The 19,731-nt window shown below is 33.7% G+C and carries 15 protein-coding genes; 3 read left to right on the forward strand and 12 right to left on the reverse strand.

The window, feature by feature from the left end; genetic code table 11:
- Nucleotides 1–6: 6 nt before the first annotated feature.
- Complete coding sequence (locus Q0516_RS09710; RefSeq protein ID WP_257480572.1) at nt 7–960, reverse strand: ABC transporter substrate-binding protein; 954 nt, start codon at nt 958–960, stop codon at nt 7–9.
- Nucleotides 961–1,135: 175 nt separating this feature from the next.
- On the opposite strand from Q0516_RS09710, the gene Q0516_RS09715 reads away from it, so the two are divergent.
- A complete protein-coding gene (locus tag Q0516_RS09715) occupies nt 1,136–1,837 on the forward strand; it encodes a DUF554 domain-containing protein (RefSeq protein ID WP_257480517.1) in 702 nt (233 codons plus the stop codon).
- A 155-nt stretch (nt 1,838–1,992) separates the two neighbouring features.
- Here Q0516_RS09715 and Q0516_RS09720 read toward each other — a convergent pair whose 3' ends face one another.
- Nucleotides 1,993–3,324 carry a RuBisCO large subunit C-terminal-like domain-containing protein gene (locus Q0516_RS09720; protein WP_117532474.1) on the reverse strand — a complete coding sequence of 444 codons (1,332 nt, stop codon included), beginning with the start codon at nt 3,322–3,324 and terminating at the stop codon, nt 1,993–1,995.
- Nucleotides 3,325–3,628: 304 nt separating this feature from the next.
- Here Q0516_RS09720 and Q0516_RS09725 point away from each other — a divergent pair, with 304 nt between their 5' ends.
- The gene (locus Q0516_RS09725) at nt 3,629–4,600 is read left to right on the forward strand and encodes a sugar-binding transcriptional regulator (protein WP_257480795.1); all 972 of its coding nucleotides are present in this window, start codon (nt 3,629–3,631) and stop codon (nt 4,598–4,600) included.
- A gap of 77 nt (nt 4,601–4,677) precedes the next feature.
- On the opposite strand, the gene Q0516_RS09730 is transcribed toward Q0516_RS09725, so the two are convergent.
- From Q0516_RS09730 to Q0516_RS09760, 7 genes are all read right to left on the reverse strand, one after another.
- Nucleotides 4,678–6,048, reverse strand: a complete 1,371-nt coding sequence (locus Q0516_RS09730) for an aldehyde dehydrogenase (RefSeq protein ID WP_294465337.1) — start codon at nt 6,046–6,048, stop codon at nt 4,678–4,680.
- Nucleotides 6,049–6,143: 95 nt separating this feature from the next.
- Nucleotides 6,144–7,721, reverse strand: coding sequence for a leucine-rich repeat protein (locus Q0516_RS09735; RefSeq protein WP_294465341.1), 1,578 nt, complete (start codon nt 7,719–7,721; stop codon nt 6,144–6,146).
- 38 nt (nt 7,722–7,759) lie between these two features.
- Nucleotides 7,760–9,319 carry a leucine-rich repeat protein gene (locus Q0516_RS09740; RefSeq protein WP_294465345.1) on the reverse strand — a complete coding sequence of 520 codons (1,560 nt, stop codon included), beginning with the start codon at nt 9,317–9,319 and terminating at the stop codon, nt 7,760–7,762.
- Nucleotides 9,320–9,427: 108 nt separating this feature from the next.
- Complete coding sequence (locus Q0516_RS09745; RefSeq protein WP_294465347.1) at nt 9,428–10,303, reverse strand: hypothetical protein; 876 nt, start codon at nt 10,301–10,303, stop codon at nt 9,428–9,430.
- A gap of 423 nt (nt 10,304–10,726) precedes the next feature.
- A complete protein-coding gene (locus tag Q0516_RS09750; RefSeq protein ID WP_294465351.1) occupies nt 10,727–11,719 on the reverse strand; it encodes a lipoate--protein ligase in 993 nt (330 codons plus the stop codon).
- A gap of 3 nt (nt 11,720–11,722) precedes the next feature.
- The gene (locus Q0516_RS09755; RefSeq protein ID WP_257480956.1) at nt 11,723–12,001 is read right to left on the reverse strand and encodes a heme NO-binding domain-containing protein; all 279 of its coding nucleotides are present in this window, start codon (nt 11,999–12,001) and stop codon (nt 11,723–11,725) included.
- A 47-nt stretch (nt 12,002–12,048) separates the two neighbouring features.
- On the reverse strand, nt 12,049–12,612 hold the full coding sequence (locus Q0516_RS09760) for a Sir2 family NAD-dependent protein deacetylase (protein WP_299237735.1): 564 nt from the start codon (nt 12,610–12,612) through the stop codon (nt 12,049–12,051).
- Nucleotides 12,613–12,730: 118 nt separating this feature from the next.
- Here Q0516_RS09760 and Q0516_RS09765 point away from each other — a divergent pair, with 118 nt between their 5' ends.
- Nucleotides 12,731–13,687, forward strand: coding sequence for a Gfo/Idh/MocA family oxidoreductase (locus tag Q0516_RS09765; protein WP_257480954.1), 957 nt, complete (start codon nt 12,731–12,733; stop codon nt 13,685–13,687).
- 116 nt (nt 13,688–13,803) lie between these two features.
- Here the strand turns inward: Q0516_RS09765 and Q0516_RS09770 are convergent, their stop codons facing one another.
- The 3 genes from Q0516_RS09770 to Q0516_RS09780 form a co-directional block, all read right to left on the reverse strand.
- Nucleotides 13,804–16,452, reverse strand: a complete 2,649-nt coding sequence (locus tag Q0516_RS09770) for a calcium-translocating P-type ATPase, PMCA-type (RefSeq protein WP_294465364.1) — start codon at nt 16,450–16,452, stop codon at nt 13,804–13,806.
- 538 nt (nt 16,453–16,990) lie between these two features.
- Nucleotides 16,991–17,848: a MerR family transcriptional regulator gene (locus Q0516_RS09775; RefSeq protein WP_294465366.1), complete on the reverse strand. Its 858-nt coding sequence runs from the start codon at nt 17,846–17,848 to the stop codon at nt 16,991–16,993.
- Between the two features lie 154 nt (nt 17,849–18,002).
- Complete coding sequence (locus Q0516_RS09780) at nt 18,003–19,727, reverse strand: phospho-sugar mutase (RefSeq protein ID WP_294465369.1); 1,725 nt, start codon at nt 19,725–19,727, stop codon at nt 18,003–18,005.
- Between the last annotated feature and the right edge of the window lie 4 nt (nt 19,728–19,731).

Raw genomic sequence — 19,731 nt, forward strand, 5'->3', positions numbered from 1 at the left:
TATAATCTATTTTGCTTTTTGTGCAAATGTAGTGTTTACTAAATCTTTATAATCCGCTTTTTTATCCAATTGACCCGCTTCGCTCATGATTTCCTGAAGTCTGTCAAAAGAATCTTTTGTGAGTACCGGAGTATCTTTCCAAGCATCTATGTCTTTATATCTGTCTATTACTTTAACCAGTGTTTCTTTATCGTTATCAGGGAAGAAATCTTTGATTTGATCGGCTATTTCTTCGCTGCTTGCAGTTTGAACGTAATCAAGTCCTTTTTGAACCGCATTTGTAAATTTCTGGATAATCTCAGGGTTATCCTTTATGAAACTCTTTTTAGCGTTGTAAACAGTATATGGGACTTCACCGCTTTCTTCTCCGATTGATTTAAGTACATAACCTTGTTTATTAGCTTCAACTTCCGTTGCGCTAGGTTCGAATAATGCTACATAATCTCCCGTACCTCCGACGAATGTACCTGCCATTGCAGCAAACTGAATAGAAGTATCCATTTTTACATCTTTTTTGAGGTCAAGACCGTTTTTCTTCAAAACATATTCAAGAGTCATTTCAGGTACACCGCCTGCTCTGCCTGCAATGATATGTTTTCCTTTTAAATCGGAATATTTGAATGATTTGGCATCATCTTTTCTTCCAACCAAGAAAGAACCGTCTCTCTTTGTTATTTGAGCAAAGTTTACAGGATAATCTTTTTCTCCGCCCTGTTTGACATAAATAGTAGCTTCCGGTCCGCAGAATCCGATATCACTGTCTCCGCTTAAAACAGCCGCCGTAACTTTGTCTGCACCTTGAGCGGTGGTAAGTTCGATATCGAGTCCTTCATCTTTGAAGTAACCTTTGTTTATTGCCGCATACTGCGGAGCGTAGAAAAGAGAACGAGCGACTTCACTCACTTTGACCTTTGTAAGGTCTTCACTTTTTCCGCAGCCAACAAAACATGTAAGACACATCAGCGCACTGATAGCCAGTGCTATAAGTTTTTTCAATATATAATCCCTCCTAAAATTATTATTCACATTATAGTATGTGAAATGACCTTCTTTGGTGAGCCCTGGTAAAGTCTTTTATTGAAAATTTCATTAAATAATAGTAATATATACATATGTAATTTTTAAGGAGCATGATATGGGGACAATTGTAAATATAATAGCGATACTGATAGGCAGCAGTATTGGTATGGTAGGTAAAAAAATAGTTGATGACAAAATTGAACTCAGTATAAAAAATGTATTGGGGCTTTCTACTATTATAGTAGGGATTTTGGGAATTATTACTTCCAGTATAACAATAAATAAAAATGGTACGCTTCAGTCAAACAGCGGACTTCTCTTGGTAATAAGTCTTGTAATAGGTACGCTGGTCGGGGAACTTTTAGATATCGATACAAAAATAACTAAAGTGATAAAAAGTTTTGAAAAAAAATTAGACATTGGAGGATTTTCTGACGGATTTATCCCCGCTTCTGTTTTATTTTGTACGGGAGCTATGGCGATTGTCGGAGCACTAAATGACGGACTTCTTAATGACCCTACTATTTTATATACAAAGTCCATACTTGACGGAGTAATTGCAATTTTATTTACAGCCACTCTGGGATTTGGGGTGTTTTTCTCCAGTGTAAGTGTGGGAGTTTATCAGGGTTCAATAACTCTTCTTGGAATATATTTATCTCCTTATCTATCCGATGCACTTGTAAACAATATATGTTTGGTGGGATATGCAATGGTAGTATGTATAGGGCTGGATTTGATGAAGATAAAAGAAATAAAAGTACTTAATATGCTGCCCGGGCTTTTGATACCTATAATATACGCTTTGATATTTTAATAAAAAAAGAACCTATATTAATGGTTCTTTTTTGTTTCGGGGCGCGAAATCTGCCGAAGGCAGGCGTAGTGCCCCGAAAATATTAAAATATATATGATAAAAAAGAACCTCACAAATGTGAGGTTCTTTAGGTAAACATTATAAGTCAATGATTTTTATTCTTTTAAATCAAAAATACCATGTTTTTCTTCTTCGTATAATCCGAATGCATCAAGAGCAGCTTTAAGTTCCGGATATTGTTTTACGGTTTCTTCATCATTTAAGTGTCCGCCGTTCATAACGATATCGATACCTTGTCTGAATGCTTTACCGCCTGCAACTGCTCCGTCAGGATGTCCGATAACAGCTCCGCCTGCTGCGATTACTACGTCTGTACCGAATTTAGTCATAACTTCTTCAATATGACCTTGAGTCGTTCCGCCGCCAGGCATTGGAAGTGAACGCTTGATATTATGATATGGAGCCAAGTGAGTCATACAAACTTGTTGGAATTTATCTTCTATCATTGGGAATTTTCCGTATGGGCTAAGTACGATACCCATATCGAAACCCGCAAGTCTAGGTAATTTAGCTTGGATCAATTCAGTAGATAAACCATAATCATGAGATACATACAATGAACCTGTCAAGTCCGGATGGAATAAGAACGGTACATCAAATTCTTTAATGATGTCTCTGCAGGCATCAAGTCCTAATGTCCAGCAGTTGAGCATTAAACCGTTAGCTCCTGCTTTTATTGCCTTTTCTGCATTTCTCTTAGCTTGGTCAGGTGTATCTGTGATATTAAATGTATAGATAGTTTTTTCACCTTTTTTATCATCAGCTCTTTTTAATGCGTCCATTACTGCACTTACTCTGTCTTCGATCTTTGAATATGCAGCATTTGCGATAAGTTCATCGTCTTTGATTAAGTCAACACCGCCGAGTGCTACTTCATATGCGATATCAGCTGTTACTTCAGGAGTAAGTCCACAGCAAGGTTTAATCATGTTGTTAACCAAAGGTCTTTCTTTTACACCAAGAAGTTCTCTGACACCTTCAACACCGTATTTAGGTCCGTCAAATGCTTCAAGCCAGCATTTAGGGAATGAAATATCTACGAGTTTAAGTTTACCGCCTCCGGAAATGTTACCGACAGTCGCTGTAAGTAACATAGCAAATTGAACTGAGAAGTTTGCAACAGGGAATCCGATTTGGATTATCCATGCTCTTTCCTTTGTATCATCAGGTATGCACCAAGAATGATTAGGAACTTCATATATTCCGCAAACTCTGGCTACGTGTTCTTTTCTTACTTCCGGAGTTTCTTCGGGTACAGGAAGCCATGTTCCCGTTGATTGCTCTACTGCAAGAGCGAATGATTGTTTAAGTGCATTTGTCGTTGTTTTTCCTTGATAAGCATATGTAGCGATAATAAAGTTATCTCTATCAATGTTATCAGATAATTCGAACATTGTTGGGTCATAAGTCATTTTTACATTTGACATAATTTTGTTCCTCCTAAAATTACATATCTTTTCTATGACTCTAGTATATTATCCTTTTTTAATTATCACAATATAGAAAATTTTTGCAGTAGAGTGAAATTTTTTGCACTAAGAAATTAATATGGTTAAATGTATATTATCCGTAAATTTGCTTTATTTATAGGATTTCTTGGAAAATTTTAGCAAAAACATTATTTACAGATTAATAATCAAATAATAAAAAGAATATTTTTACAATTGCTTTCTTGAAATATTATTTAATAGATTTATAATAATATATATAAAGATAATTTAAGGAGTGTATATGGATCCAAAAGTATACAGACAGTCAAATTCTCTTATGATGAGGACTACATATCTATATTATGAAATGGGTTATTCTCAAAGTAAAATAGCCAAAAAGTTCAATATTTCCGTTTCAACGGTTTCAAGACTTTTAAACAATGCAAAGAAAGAAAAAATGGTTTCATTTGTAGTTGATGAAAGAGTACTTGAAGTTTCTGACCTTGAAGATATTATTAAAGACAAATACGGACTTAAAGAAGTAATAATAGCAAGGTGGATGGAAGAAAGTTACGAACCGAATAAGGACGATATAAAACAGCTCGTAGCCTTTGAAGGTGCTCAGTACATACAAAGAGTAATAAAAGATAATGATATCTTGGGTATCACATTCGGGAGGACCATGTATCATATGATAAATTTCTTCAATCCCTGCAAAAAAACAGATACTCAGTTTGTAACTCTTCACGGAAGCCTTTCTCAGATACATAGAGACTTTAACGTTGATACTCTAACAAAAAGGATGGCAATGTCTTTCGGAGGGAAAAACTACTGCATCAAGGCTCCCGGACATGCCAAAACAGAATACGAAGCAGACATGCTTATACACAGAATCGATAACAGCGAAGTATTCGATAAATTCAAACACGTGAATATTGCAGTATCGGGAATAGGTTCCTTCTATCCAAACAAAGATTCTTATCTATGTAGTGAAAATTATTTTAACGAAGAAGAGCTTAAAGAATTTGATGAGCATAAAGTATATGCAGATGTCGGACTAAGGCTTATAAATAAAAACGGAGAAGAATGCAGCACGAGCCTAAAAAACAGGACTATTGGGATATCTTATGAAGACTTTAAAAATATTCCTACAAAAGTCATAATGGTAAGCGGTGAATATAAGAAGTATAGCGTAAAAGCCGCACTTAACGGAAATTTAGCAGATGTTCTTGTCATTGATTATGAACTGGCAAAGGGACTATTAAATATTTAAAGTGACTATAATACGGGGCACTACGCCTGCTGCGCAGATTCCGCGCCCCGTAAATAAAAAAGCTCTTAAAGGTCTTTTTATTTCAAAAACTTCCTTAGTAATTTTTCATTCTTTTTAGTATAAGGCTGATACCTCATCGGTAAATCAATAAAATTACTCTTTTCCACAATACTTTTTTCATGAGTAAAAGTATCAAACCCGCTTTTCCCGTGGTAACTTCCCATACCGCTTGTACCTACCCCGCCAAATCCCATTTGTTCAGTAGCAAGATGAATTATAGTATCATTTACACATCCTCCGCCGAAACTCACGTTATTCAATATATGATTTTTTAAAGTTTCATCATTCGTAAAAATATATAGTGCAAGAGGCGTAGGATTTATTTTTATTATATCAATGATATCTTCTCTATATTTGAATGTCATTACAGGAAGTATGGGACCGAATATTTCTTCTTTCATACAAGGACTTTCCATTGTTATATTATCTAGAATGGTCGGCTCTATCTTAAGCTTATAATCGTCGCAGTACCCGCCTATGATGATATCTTCATTTTTAATCAGTCCCTTAAGTCTGGCAAAGTGCTTCTCGTTTATTATTTTGCCATAATCAGAATTACCGATAGGGTCTTTACCAAACTGACTGATGATTTCATCCTTTAAATATTTTATAAATTCCCCCTTGATATCCTCATTTACAATAACATAATCTGGAGCGACACATGTCTGCCCGAGGTTCAGATATTTACCGAAGACTATCCTCTTAGCGGCAAGCTTAAGGTCGGTATTACTATCGACTATACAAGGGCTTTTCCCTCCAAGCTCCAAAGTCACGGGTGTCAAATTTTTACTTGCCTTTTCCATTACCAGCTTCCCTACATTTACACTTCCGGTAAAGAAAATATAATCGAATTTTATATTCAGCAAATAACCGTTCACGTCTCTTCCCCCCAAAGCTACGGTAACAACCTCTTTAGGAAGATAATTTTCCAACAGCTTCTTGATTATTTCGGAAGTATACTTTGAATAAGCACTTGGCTTTACCACACAAATGTTTCCCGCACTGATAGCATCTACAAGAGGAGATATGGTTAGCATAAAAGGATAGTTCCACGGACTCATTATAAGTACAAGCCCATAAGGAGATTTTATCTTGTAGCTTTTGCTTTTAAACTGAGCCAGAGGAGTTTTTACTCTTTCTTTTTTAGAGAATTTTTTTATGTGCTTGATCATATAGTTGATTTCACTCAAAACAAGACCTATCTCACACATATAGCTTTCAAAAGAACTCTTCCCCAAATCTCTTTTAAGTGCACAAGATATTTCTTCTTCCATTTCTATTATCCCGCTTCTCAATGATTTCAAAAGTTCTATTCTATAATCGATGTCCAAAGTCTTACCGCTGTTGAAAAACTCTCTTTGGGATGATATTTTATCTTTGATATCCATAATATATTTCCTTTAAAATTTATTAAACCAATTATATTCTTTTATATGATTATTTACAATAAAAAAGAGATGTATAATACATCTCTTTTAATAAACTATTTGACTTTTACCATAACGGCATTTGAAGCATCGGATCTAAGTTTCTTACCCACTGCTTTTACTTTATAATAATAAGTCTTCTTTGATTTAAGTTTTGTGTCTTTATAGCTTGATTTATTTGTGGTTTTTATCAGTTTATATTTCCCTTTGGCTGTTTTTCTGTAAATCTTATATTTGTCGGCACCGCTTACTTTTTTATAACTTACCACCGCTGTTTTCTTTTTAGTGCTTTTAACTTTAACAGTAGGGTATTTTAGCTTAATTGCTTTGAATTTTATTCCATGTTTTTTAGCATATTTCTGAGCGGTGGAATTGTATAAACCGTACATCTTCATGCTGCCTTTATTATAATAGAAGCATAAATCTCCGAATTTTATATTAGGACTGTTTATAACGATCTTTTTCAATTTGTTATATACAAAGTTATAAGACCTCATTTTTGAAACATTCCTGCCGATAGTAAGTTCTCTTAAATATATATTGCTTTCACAAGCAGAATCATCGATTATTTTTACGCTGTTCGGAACAGTGTATTTCTTCGATTTCTTATTTATTGGATAGCACAATAATATAGTTTTTTTCTTATTGAATAATACCCCGTCTTTAGATGAATATACTTTACTTCCTTTTTGGACAGAAACTGATTTTAAGTCTTCCATAAAAAGTAAGAAGTAATATTCGTCCTCCAATAGACTCTTTGATAATGTTACTTTCTGCAAATAATCACTTGAGATATCGGAAATTTTTTTAACTGTCGAAGGCATTACATATGTTTTATCCCTTTTATCATAAGGATATGCTATCAATATAGTTTTTGCTTTATTATAAAGTACTCCGTTTCGAGAAGAATATTTTTTATTTCCTGATGACACATTGATTTTTTGTAGGTTCTCTCCAAACGAATAATCATAATCGTCAAAACTTGGGATATTTTTTACACTAGAAGACATATTTAAAGCCTTAATATAATCATTATAAAAACTTTCGATATTTTCTACTCCTTCGGGAACAGAGTAATTAGAAATTTTGAGCTTTTGAGGTATACCAACCATTGTTTTTAAATCTTTTGAGTATAGTACACCCTCCTTTACCGAATATTTTGAATTACTATTATCTACTTTGATTGAAGATAAACTGTCAAGCTGGTAAAACATACCTGAATTTATATATTCTACACTTTGAGGTATGGATATGGATTTTATTTTAACACCATGACGCTGAGACTTAAACATTCCGTCTATGTATTTTACAGGGTATCCTCCTAAAATTTTTGGAATAACTATACTGTTCGATGTTCCGACATATGCGGTAACAGTAACTCCGTCACTGTTTATAAAATATTTAAAATCATTTTCAATACCCAAAGTACCTTTTATATTAGATTTTCCCTTTTTCGTCTCTGTTGATTTTTTAGTTTTTTTGCTGCCTTTTTCTGATTTGATTATTTTTATGCTCTCTTTTATATCAACATTATCTTTTGTATTCGCAAGGATATTAGTTCCCGATCCCACAGACAAAACGAGCATTAAGAATACTAAAAGAAGCGAACAGCTCTTTATAAATTTCTTTTTCATTTCAATTATCTCCTCTAAAATATGTAATTTTAATCGTGTTATTTGATTTTTACTTTGACTGCTTTTGAAGTATCCGATTTAAGTTTACTTCCTATAGCTTTTACCTTATAATAATAAGTCTTTTTTGATTTAAGCCCTTTATCTTTATAGCTCGATTTATTTGTGGTCTTAATAAGCTTATATTTGCCCTTTGTGGTTTTCCTGTAGATATTATATTTGTTAGCACCGCTTACCTTTTTATAACTTATGATAGCTGTTTTCTTTTTAGTGCTTTTTACTTTTACCGTAGGATATTTCAATTTAATTGCTTTGAAGAAAAACTTATTATTTTTTGCAAATTTTTGAGTTGTTGAGTTTAACAGTCCGTAAAATTTGATTTTTCCTCTGTTCTCGTCGAAACACATATATCCATAATTGACATTAGGACTCAATACTGTCACTTTCTTTAAATTTCCTTCGCTCAAGTTTTCATCCCCGATTTTAGTTACATTCCTGCTTATTACCAACTCCTGTAAATAAATATTAGATATAGAGCCCTCGGCAACTTTTTTTACACTATTTGGGATAGTATACTTCTTCGATCTTTTATTTGACGGATAATAAAGAAGCGTATCTTTTTCTTTGTTAAATAGAACTCCGCTTTTGGAATAATAATTTTTAGATTTTTTTGATACCGATATGGATTTTAAATTTTCAAAACTATCAAAAACTTCATTATATCCCTTTGACAAATTATCAGGCAATGTAATATTTTCCAGATAATCATTGGAAAAATAGGATAACTTATTTACACTATTAGGTATCTTATAAGACTTATCTTTCTTTGAGTCAGGATACATTATTAGGTAAGTCTTGGATTTATTATATAGTACTCCGCCGTAAGAATAATAATACTTATTTGAAGAACTTACATTTATCTTTTGAAGACTGTCATAAAAAGTAAAATAATCTTCTTCATTTTCATAAGGCAGATATTTTACGGATGATGGGATATTCAAAACTTTTATATGAAAATTATTAAAGCTTTCAATATTTTCAACTCCCGACGGAACATTAAAAGTGGTCACTTTCTTATTGAAAGCTATACCCACCAAGCTTTTCATATCTTTTGTGTATAAAACTCCGCCTTTAGATATATATCTTTGGTTACCGGAGTCTACGGTAATATTTGTAAGACCATAAAGATCACCCAATATACTAGAGTCTATATATTCTAAATTTTTAGGCAGTGAAAGACTTTTTACATATAAATCTTCCCTTTCGACTTCAAATGAGTTATCAATAAACTTTACCGGATAACCGCCTAAAGTATTTGGGATACTTATACTGTTTGAAGAACCGACATATGCAGTTACGGTAGCACAGTTGTTATTCACTATATACCTAAAACCGCTTTCGATCGCAGATATATTTTTTTTGCTTTCGGATTTCTTCGATTTTTCAGCTTTGATTTTAGATACTTGAACATCTGCATTTTTTTGTATAGCCTTATTATCATAGCTTTCCTTTGCAAAAGAGCTTGTCCCTCCCATACAAGAAAAAAAGAAGGTCATGCACAAAAATAAACAGATCGCCTTCATTTTACTTAATTGTTTCATATTAAATTCCTCCTATAAAAATATGTATATATAGATTATATCACAAAGATGTAATCTTTTACATACTTTTAATAAAAAAGAAGCAGTTTATCCTACTGCTTCTTACTTTTATGCTTCCTGAGGCAAGGCTTCCTCATTTTCTTTTGTTATATCTGCTGCTTTACCGGTAGTTATTTCAGATGTTTTAGTATCATCTAAAGTATTATTCTCTTCTTTTGAAATAGAAATATATAATTCAGCTTTATCACCGGCTACTTTTTCACTTGCTTTTTCTTCATCTATGCTTTCAGAAATGATCGTCTCTTTACTATGGATATCTTCTTTTACGGCTTCTAAATCATCTTCCTTTGATTTCTTTTTCTTTCTGCTTTTTTTCTTGGATTTTGCTTTATCATCTGTTTGTAGGATAAGCTCTCCTTCGGTTTGAGAAATCTCTTCATTTACGATGTCCGAAATTTCTTTTTGGGGTTCGTTTTTCTTTTTCTTGGTATCTGATTTTTCTTTATTTTTAAGTTCTTTATTTTCTTTTTTCTTTTCTTTATTATCTTTCTCTTTTGCTTCTTTTAAAGCTCTTTTTTCTTCTTTTTTATTTAGACGTTCCTGTTTTTTATTTTTATAAGCTTCTATTTGTTCCGCTGTAACGGAGAAATGTTTTTTTATAAGATTTTCCTCGTCTTCTTTATCGTACCCCATATACCCTTCCAAAAGAGTATTTTTAATAAATATCCTATTATAAATAAGAGCAAAGACGATATTTGAAATGAAAGTGACGCCCAAAAATCCGTAAAGAGTACGAGACGATGTTATTATAGGTAATTTACTTACTATATAATTCAAAACGACATGGAATACGAACATTATCCCCGTCCATAAAAAGTCAGCTCTGTATAAAGGTACGAAAGGTCCGAAAATAAGCGTGGTAAAACTAAATCCAGCCTTGCATACCTTTACTCTATCGTCCTCATTTTTTAGTCTGATTTTCATGTAACGTTCCTCCAACATTGTTATCCTACCTTATAATATCATAAATTTGTCATAATTTGCAGAAAAAATTGACTTTATGCTCAATAATTTAAATTTTTCTTAAAAGCTTGTTTACCTTAATGTATATGTTTCAAAATCAAAAAAATCATTATGGATGGAAAATATATATATTATTTATAAAATAAAATAATAAACTGACTATTTATTATGATTATCATTTATATAGGTTAAAACTTTATTAAATTTGATTTAACGAATAATTAAAAATTATTATTTTAATCTCTTATATAGAATTTATCATTTTCTTCTTTATGATTTAAATTATAAAGCTTATGATATTTAATACAATATAATTTCTATTAAGAAAATATTAAATTTTAATTTATATTTTTTGCAAATAAAAAAGACTATATGAATAGCCTTTTAATCGAAGAGCAATGATATGAATTCCTCATTTTTTATATTTGTTATATAATCATCGAGCTTAATAGTTTCGAGAAGAGAGCCTATATCATCTTCTTTGTAATGAAGCCCTTTTATCTTATCTTCAAGTTCGTCGGTTTCTTTAACGGAAAAATAATCCCCGCTTAATTTGATATCTTCTATAATACCGCTTTTGACATCCAGCATTACTTCGATAAGCCCGGAACTTTCAAATTTCTTTTTGTTCTTTATGGAGAATTTGGGAGAATATCCATAGTTGAATTCCCAAGTACCGTACTTGTCTTTTACCAGCTTTTCGATATTTTTATAATCTTCATCTGTAAGACTGTATTCTTCCATATCCATTTCGCTGAATATTTCATCTAAAATAAAATCTTTGAACTGATAAATATCCATTTTTATATCCAGGACATCTTTGATATTAAGTACCCTGCTCTTGACCGATTTTATCGCCTTCGACTCTATCTTCATTTGACTTACGTTAAGAGAATTGACAAGAGCCTCTACATCTACATTAAACATCAAAGTACCGTGATGAAGAACTTTATTCTTATTGAGCCCCTGAGCATTGCCGCTTATTTTTTTGCCGTCTACCAAGATATCGTTTCTTCCGCTGAGATAGGCATCTACGCCGAGTTTTTTAAGTGCATTTATGATAGGAAGGGTGTATTTCTTAAAGTCGATTTCATTCTCGTCTTCTTTCTTTGTGGTTATGAAAGAAAAATTGAGGTTTCCTTCATCGTGATATACCGCTCCTCCTCCGGTATTACGTCTTGCAACGATGATATCGTTGTCCTTTACGTATTTGGAATTTATCTCTTCTATGGTATTTTGGTGTTTACCTACGATTATGGAAGGAGAATGTATGTAGAAAAATACGTAATCATCCTTAAAGACATCATTGTTCATTACGTAATTTTCAAAAGCCATGTTGTAATATGGTATATTCCACCTGGTCTTTATATACTTCATATACTATAAAACCTCTCCAGAAAATAATATATTGGTATATATCTCGTCATCATATCCTTTTTTTGTGTAGATAGTGATATTGCCCAGACAAGTATCATATCTCGCAAATTTATTTATCACACCGTTTGTCTCTATCATAGTATATTTGACAAGTGCATTCAAAACATCTTCCAAAAACTCATCGTTATATTTTTCAAGCTGAACGAAGATATCCTGACTGCAGCCTAAAATACCAAGCTTTTTATTTGCCATAAAGATACCTTGTAAATAATCATCTTTCATTTTATACCTCCCCGAAAAACAATATAATAATATTCTTTCCCAAGATACTATTTTTTACTATTTAATTCTTCCAAAATTTTTCTTACATTTTTTTGTGCGTCTTCCTGAATTTCAATGATTTTTGCTCCCCTGCTTTTTGCGACCATTCTAAGGTCCCCTGCGATAGCGGTATGCATGGAAGCACCTATCACAAGAAATACATCACCCTTTTTCATACTATCCACAAGTTCGTATGCCTTTTGATAATTCGGTGCGGGGTCTCCGTACAAGACAGGCTTATTGTAGAGTGTATAAGCTATATCCATTTCATCGTCATCCGGAAGTCCTCCGTGAAGTTCCAAAGGTTCGCTGCCTGCCAATCTATGAAGCCCGTCGATATTCATAGTTATGATAGGTATTTTGTATTCGTAAAGTGCATAATGTGCATCATTGGGTTTTGCACCGTTCATATTGTTTTTTAATTCTTTTATCGTTTCATTATATTCCTTGGGGTTGGAAATTGCAAAGGATCTGAACAATTTTTCTCTTACTTCCGGTCTTTCCATAAAAGTAGGGATATTGCTTTGCTTTGATATGCCCGCTCCCGTAAATGCTATAATCATATTTATCATTCCTTTTTATTTTTTATTATAACATTATAAACCCATGCCGATTTAAATTCAATTATACTTTAGTAATTTTTTAAAGTAGTGTATAATATACCTATATTTTTATTTTAGGAGAACGGTTATGATAAAATATGGGATTTTAAGTACAGCATCCATTGTTCCGAGATTTGTAAAAGGGGTAAGAGAAAGCGGAAACGGAGAAGTCACGGCGATAGCTTCGAGAGGAGAAGCGAAAGCAAAACAAAAGGCGGAAGAGTTAAACATCGAAAAATACTACGGAAGCTACGAAGAATTATATGAAGATAAGGACATCGACGTTATTTATATCGCAACGATAAACTTCCTTCATTATCAAAATATAAAAGACGCTTTGAATGCGGGAAAGCATGTAGTATGCGAAAAACCTATGGTACTAAAAAAGGAAGAAGCAATAGAGTTATTCGACCTTGCAAAGGAAAAGGGACTGTTCCTCGTTGAAGCGCAAAAGGAAATTTTCCTTCCTATAACAAACATGGTAAAGGACATAATCAAAAATAAGGAAATAGGAGATGTGGGACTGCTGGATTTTGCAACATCATTCCCGGGAGACTACAATGCGTGGACCCTTGATTTATCAAAGGGAGGCGGAGTGTTCTTCACGAATGCGGTATACTGCATAGAATACCTTGAATATATTTTCAACAAACCAATTTCATTATACTCCGGAATGAGGCTTAAAAGTGAAGAGTTCGGCGGAGATAAAGAGTGTATACTAAACTTCAAAATAGGTAACGAAGCACTGGCAACAAGCAAGATTTCGGGATATGTAAAGTTACTAAACAAGTTATTTATCTACGGCAGCGAAGGATACATAGAAATGGATAACTTCTACAGAGCGGACAAAATGACTATACACTACTACGACGACAGAGAAGAAAAAGAAGTCTCTTATCCGATGACATGTGAAATGACATATGAAGTAAAGCACTTTAACGAATGCATAGAAAAAGGAATGACAGAAAGCGATATAATGACAAAAGATATGACTTTGCACTCTGTGGAAATATTGGAAGAGATACAAAAATCTTGGAAATGCTGATACTTTAAAAACGATATGATAGAAGAAAGTTAGGGGCGCGGAATCTGCGCGAGCAGGCGTAGTGCCCCGAGAATAAAGAAAATAAAAAAGACGGCTAATAGTCGTCTTTTTTTGTATCATGCTGATTTTTTTACTTGTGCAAGTAAACTGTTATCTTTGATAAACAAACCTTTAGCAAGCTTAACTATTTCTGAGCTTACAAGAGGAACTAAAGATAGAGTGAGTACAAAGTCCCATTTAGATGTTCCGAGAGGTGTAAGCACAAATATATTTCTCAGTACGGGAATGAGAACAACAAATATGGCAAGCATTGCGGATACTATATTGGCGATTATCAAAGTCTTATTCTTAAGAGGACTGTCGTCAAATATACTTTCTTTCATGGCTCTTACATTGAATGTATGAAAAAGCTGAGATAAACATAGTATCAGAAAAGCAAATGTCCTTCCTTCGCTGAGAGAATAATATGTACATCCGTACCAGAAACCGACCAAGGTAACTGCACCAATCAAAAGACCCTCAAAAAGCACTCTCACACTAAAACCGAAAGTAAATATATTTTCGCTTTTACTGGCGGGTTTTTGAGTCATGACATCAATGTTATTTTCATCCACCCCGAGAGCAAGAGCTGGAAGTGAGTCTGTGACCAAGTTCACCCAAAGTAAATGTATCGGGAGGAGGGGCATAGGAAAGTTTAATAGTGTTGCAAGGAACAATGTCATTATCTCTCCTATATTACATGAAATAAGGAAATGCATGGCTTTCTTTATATTCCTAAACACCTTCCTCCCCTCTTTCACAGCCATTACAATGGTAGAAAAATTATCGTCGCATAAAATCATGTCTGAAGCATTTTTGGCTACATCAGTGCCCGTTATCCCCATTGCACACCCGATATCCGCTCTCTTGAGTGCGGGAGCGTCGTTTACGCCGTCTCCGCTCATTGCAACTACATTATTTGTATTTTGAAAGGCTTTTACTATCCTAACTTTATCCTTTGGAGAAACCCTTGCATAGACGGATATATTTCCTATCCTATCAGCAAGTTCCTCGTCCGTCAGCTTTTCGAGTTCAAGTCCTGTTATACATTCTTCGCCTTCGGATAATATTCCGAGGTCCTTTGCGATAGCCTCTGCGGTGAGTTTATGGTCTCCGGTTATCATAACTGTTTTTATACCCGCTTTTTTACATTCATTTATGGAATCCAATACTTCTTCTCTCGGAGGGTCTATCATTGCGGTAAGACCGACAAAAATCAAATCATTTTCTATTTCATTTTCACTCGGCATATTATCAACGACTTTATAAGCATAAGCCAAAACTCTGTAAGCCTTTGAAGAAAGCTCATTTACTTGATTATAAAAACCTATCTTATCCATCTCACTTAGTTTTTTTATTTTATCTTCACAAACATAATGAGAACATTTTTCAATCAAAACATCGCTGGCACCTTTGGTGTATACGATATACTTGCCCTCCTCTTTATATACGCTGCTCATCATCTTTCTTGAAGAGTCAAAAGGAAGCTCCATAAATCTCTCTTTTTTATTTCTGTTTATGCCGCTCTTCTTTGCAAGTTCTATCAAAGCTACTTCCGTCGTATCCCCTATCCTTACTTCTTTTCCGTCTTTATCGTAATTTATATTCGAGTCGTTGCAGTCATATGCTATATTTACAAGCATTTTATAAGCGATACTTTTATTGGTGGAAAATTCATCTTTATTTATCAGCCTATTCGTTATATAAACCTTTTCCACGCTCATTTTATTCATTGTAAGAGTACCTGTCTTATCAGAACAAATCACATTGGCACTTCCCAGCGTTTCAACGGCGTGCATCTTTCTTACTATCGCACCCTTTTTACTTAACCTGGTTATACCAATGGATAGAACTATGGTTATGACCGTAGGAAGCCCCTCGGGAATAGCCGCAACGGCAAGAGATATGCTCGTCATAAACATATCCAGAGCTTTGTTTCCATGCATAAAACCTAAAACAAAGATAAGAGCACATATCACTAGACAGCCGATAGAAAGGACTTTTCCTATTTCGTTTGTCTTTTCTGCCAAAGGAGTCATAGTTTCTTCTTCGGTAGATAACATCTTCGCAACTTTACCGATTTCGCTGTCCATTCCGCTTGCCGTAACTATATATGTACATTTCCCGTATGTGACTATACCCGAAGAATAGACCATATTTTTTCTGTCCGCCAAAGGTACATCCTTATCTTCTATCAAAGAGCTGTCTTTATCCACCGATACGCTTTCTCCGGTAAGAGAAGACTCGTCCACCTGAAGATTCGAACATTCTATTATCCTTCCGTCTGCGGCAATCAAATCTCCGCTTTCCGCAAAGACTATATCCCCCACAACGACTTCGGGAAAAGGAACTTTTATGATTTGACCGTCACGATATACCTTTGCTTCATTTACGCTCAGTTCCTTTAAAGCTTCCAGCTCGTTATCCGCACGATACTCCTGAAAAGATGCTATCAAAGCATTAAGAGTAACTACGAATAATATCATTATCGCATCGCTGGCTTGTCCGATAAAAAAAGACACCGCACTGGCAACGAGAAGAACAAGTATCAAAAAATCCTGAAACTGAGTTAAAAATATTTCAAGGAAAGTATGTCTTTTCTCCTCTGCGAGAACATTTTCTCCGTACATCTCAAGACGTTTTTTTGCTTCTGCACTGGTAAGTCCGTTTTTATCATCACTATGTAACATTTTTATGATTTCATCGACTTTTATATTAAAAAACATAATATGCCTCCTTTATCTTAAAAAAATTATAGTTAAAAGAGCATGTACAATTTATCATTTTTTGTTATAAAGAAAATAAACTAAAATAAATTTTATGTATTTGTATTCATTAATATGATTAAAAATATGATATTTTATGAAATCAGATATACATAAATAATAAAAACACATTTGATATACAAAATAAATAGATTTTAAATTCTTTTTTAAAAGTAAAACCTATAAAAAATCAATAACATTGAAATTAGAATGACATACATCATGCATCATTATTTAAAAAGGGATTATTTCATATAGACAAAGAATTAAAAAACTTAATTAAATTTATCTATATTTAAAAATTAATATGATACTTTTATTAAAAGCGAATGTCTGACTATCGGGGCACTACGCCTGCTGACGCAGATTCCGCGCCCCGACACAAAAAAAGAAGACGCCTTAAACACGTCTTCCATATAAATAACAAACTATTTTATTTTAATAAAATCACAGTACCCGTTTTTAATAAAAAACAATAATAAATTTTCTAATATTCATATTAACTTTTATTATCTATGTTATCAAAATAATATTTATAAGCTTCCCCCATAAATTTAGAAGCTCCGGCACCGTATTTTTTATCCACCGCTTCTATGATATTTTGATTATTAAGATATCCGTCTATCATTATATCAAAGTAATTTTCTCCCATATCCATATCAGGCATTAGCTTTAAAATATCTTCGATGATATTTTGAACTTCATATGATTTTACGTCCAAAGTCAAATCACTTAATAGTAAATTCATAAGGCGTTCGTTTTCCTCTACATACCCCTTATCCTTTATCATCTCCATATTCTCAGTAAAATTATCTAAATTCTTCTTTATAGCCTCGGTATATTTTTTAGTACTCCCGTAATACTTAACTGCATTTTTTGCTACATTTATTTCATCTTCCCTAACCTTTTCGATAAATTTATCGAAATTCTCTATGCTTCCCCAATTTTTGATTACCTCTTCGTTATTTTCACTTTTGAATTTCTCCAAGAGAGCAATATATTCGCTTAAATCAAATTCATCGAAACTCATATCCTTTTCTCCTTTTTCAAGTTTATCAAGTAAACCGAGAAGTCTGTTAAGCCTGTTTCTCTTTATTTTGATAAGCTCTTTCTGCTTTTTAAAGATTTCTATTTTATCAAAATCTTTATCATTCATTATATGTTTTATATCCTTTAGGGAAAAATCCAGCTCTTTAAAAAATAAAATCTGCTGAAGAGTACTCAGTGCTTCATCGTCGTAGAGCCTATATCCCGCTTTAGTGACTTTGGTCGGTTTGAACACCCCTATTTCATCGTAGTACTGAAGAGTCCTGACGCTTACTCCCGTTAAATCCGCGACCTCTTTAACCGTCCTCATATAATACTTCCCTCCTTTTACTTAATTAAGATAGAATATCTTCTGTCGACATATATATCATCTTTAGATATATAATACATTATCACGCAGCGTGAGAGTCAATACCTTTTTATAAATATCTAAAATAAATACAAAAAACTCCCTTTAAGGAGTTTTAAATCAATGCTTTTATTGCCTTTATATATTTCTTTGATTTTTCTTTCGCTTCTTTTATATCTTTTCCATTGGATAAGATATAAAGCTTTACCTTGGGTTCCGTACCGCTGGGACGGTAAATAACGTCACAGCCGTCTTCAAGCTCATAAAATAACACGTCCGAACTAACTTCATCAAGCTTAGTAACTTCCCCTGTAAATATATCTTTTACGGTATGGTTTAAATAATCTCTTAACTTTATGACTTTCGTCCCCGCAAAATCGTTAGGCGGTTCTTCTCTTAAACGTTCCCCTGTCTCTTTCATTCGCTCTGCTCCGTCAAGCCCCTGCATATAAACGCTTTCGGTAAGTTCGTCGTAGTATCCGTACTCTTTAAACATAAGTTCTAAAGCGTCGAACAGATCCATTCCTTTATCCAAATAATAACACGCCATTTCAGCGATTATCATGGAAGTGACTACCCCGTCTTTATCTCTGGCATAGCTTCCTTTAAGATACCCTATGCTTTCTTCAAATCCGTATAAGAATTTATATTTGTTTTCATGTTCTATTTCTTTTATCTTCTTACCGACAAATTTAAATCCGGTAAGTACATCGTATAATTTTACATTATTTTTTTTACATATTTCATCTACGATATTTGTGGTAACTATACTTTTTGTGACCGCAAAGTTATCTTCAAACTCGCCTTTTTCCTTTTTGGCTTTTATAATATAACTAAGTATCAATGCTCCCACCTGATTTCCGGTAATGATTTCATACTCTCCATGTTTATTCTTAGCCATTACCCCTACCCTGTCGCAGTCGGGGTCCGTACCTATTATCAAATCCGCATCGTTTTTCTTTGCCGTTTTTATCGCTTCGTAAAAACCCTCCGCATTTTCCGGGTTGGGAGATTTGACCGTAGGGAAATTTCCGTCAAGGACCATTTGACTTTCCACCAAGATAAGATTTTTAAGTCCGATTTTTTCTAACACCAAAGGTACGAGCTTATAACCGCAGCCGTGGAACGGAGTGTATACAAGTTTAAAATCATCGGAGTATTTTTTTGTGTATTTGGTATATTCGCTTTCACCTAATACTCTTTCAACATAAGCATTATCTATTTCTTTTCCGATGATATTAAGTAAGCCTTTATTTAAGGCAATATCTTTATCCATGGTAATGATATCACGTAATACATCTGTATCCTTCATATTTTCATGCACTTTATCCGCCATATCCGGAGGCATTTGAGCTCCATCTTCCCAGTATACCTTATAGCCGTTGTATTCCTTCGTATTATGAGAAGCAGTGATATTTATACCTGAGATGGCTTTAAGTTCTCTTATGGCAAATGAAAGCTCGGGAGTTGGTCTTATATCATCAAAGAGGTATGTTTTTATACCCATATTACATAGAGTAAGTGCGGCGGCAAGAGCAAATTCCCTTGAATGATTTCTGGGGTCGAAACTTATGACAACACCTTTATTCACTGCGTCCTCTCCCATATCCAAAATCACTTTGCCGAGAGAATAAGTCGTGTGCTTTATGGTATAACCATTCATCATATTTACACCGGCTCCCATTATCCCTCTAAGCCCCGCCGTACCGAAATCCATAAGCTTGGAAAACCTATATTCTTTTTCCTCTTCGTCATCTTTTATATTTATAAGCTCTTCTTTTGAAGCTTCGTCCAATACACTGCTGTTTAGCCATTTTTCGTATTCTCTCTTATAATCCATTAAA

The sequence above is a fragment of the uncultured Anaerofustis sp. genome, assembly GCF_938029165.1.
Lineage (GTDB): Bacteria > Bacillota > Clostridia > Eubacteriales > Anaerofustaceae > Anaerofustis.

What these genes read in the sequence shown, in the direction of transcription:
- Q0516_RS09745 (WP_294465347.1), bottom strand. Translation starts at nt 10,303, where the DNA reads ATGAAAATCAGACTAAAAAATGAGGACGATAGAGTAAAGGTATGCAAG.
- Q0516_RS09735 (WP_294465341.1), bottom strand. Translation starts at nt 7,721, where the DNA reads ATGAAAAAGAAATTTATAAAGAGCTGTTCGCTTCTTTTAGTATTCTTA.
- Q0516_RS09725 (WP_257480795.1), top strand. Translation starts at nt 3,629, where the DNA reads ATGGATCCAAAAGTATACAGACAGTCAAATTCTCTTATGATGAGGACT.
- Q0516_RS09710 (WP_257480572.1), bottom strand. Translation starts at nt 960, where the DNA reads ATGTGTCTTACATGTTTTGTTGGCTGCGGAAAAAGTGAAGACCTTACA.
- Q0516_RS09770 (WP_294465364.1), bottom strand. Translation starts at nt 16,452, where the DNA reads ATGTTTTTTAATATAAAAGTCGATGAAATCATAAAAATGTTACATAGT.
- Q0516_RS09730 (WP_294465337.1), bottom strand. Translation starts at nt 6,048, where the DNA reads ATGGATATCAAAGATAAAATATCATCCCAAAGAGAGTTTTTCAACAGC.
- Q0516_RS09715 (WP_257480517.1), top strand. Translation starts at nt 1,136, where the DNA reads ATGGGGACAATTGTAAATATAATAGCGATACTGATAGGCAGCAGTATT.
- Q0516_RS09775 (WP_294465366.1), bottom strand. Translation starts at nt 17,848, where the DNA reads ATGAGGACGGTTAAAGAGGTCGCGGATTTAACGGGAGTAAGCGTCAGG.
- Q0516_RS09780 (WP_294465369.1), bottom strand. Translation starts at nt 19,727, where the DNA reads ATGGATTATAAGAGAGAATACGAAAAATGGCTAAACAGCAGTGTATTG.
- Q0516_RS09740 (WP_294465345.1), bottom strand. Translation starts at nt 9,319, where the DNA reads ATGAAACAATTAAGTAAAATGAAGGCGATCTGTTTATTTTTGTGCATG.
- Q0516_RS09750 (WP_294465351.1), bottom strand. Translation starts at nt 11,719, where the DNA reads ATGAAGTATATAAAGACCAGGTGGAATATACCATATTACAACATGGCT.
- Q0516_RS09720 (WP_117532474.1), bottom strand. Translation starts at nt 3,324, where the DNA reads ATGTCAAATGTAAAAATGACTTATGACCCAACAATGTTCGAATTATCT.
- Q0516_RS09760 (WP_299237735.1), bottom strand. Translation starts at nt 12,612, where the DNA reads ATGATAAATATGATTATAGCATTTACGGGAGCGGGCATATCAAAGCAA.
- Q0516_RS09765 (WP_257480954.1), top strand. Translation starts at nt 12,731, where the DNA reads ATGATAAAATATGGGATTTTAAGTACAGCATCCATTGTTCCGAGATTT.
- Q0516_RS09755 (WP_257480956.1), bottom strand. Translation starts at nt 12,001, where the DNA reads ATGAAAGATGATTATTTACAAGGTATCTTTATGGCAAATAAAAAGCTT.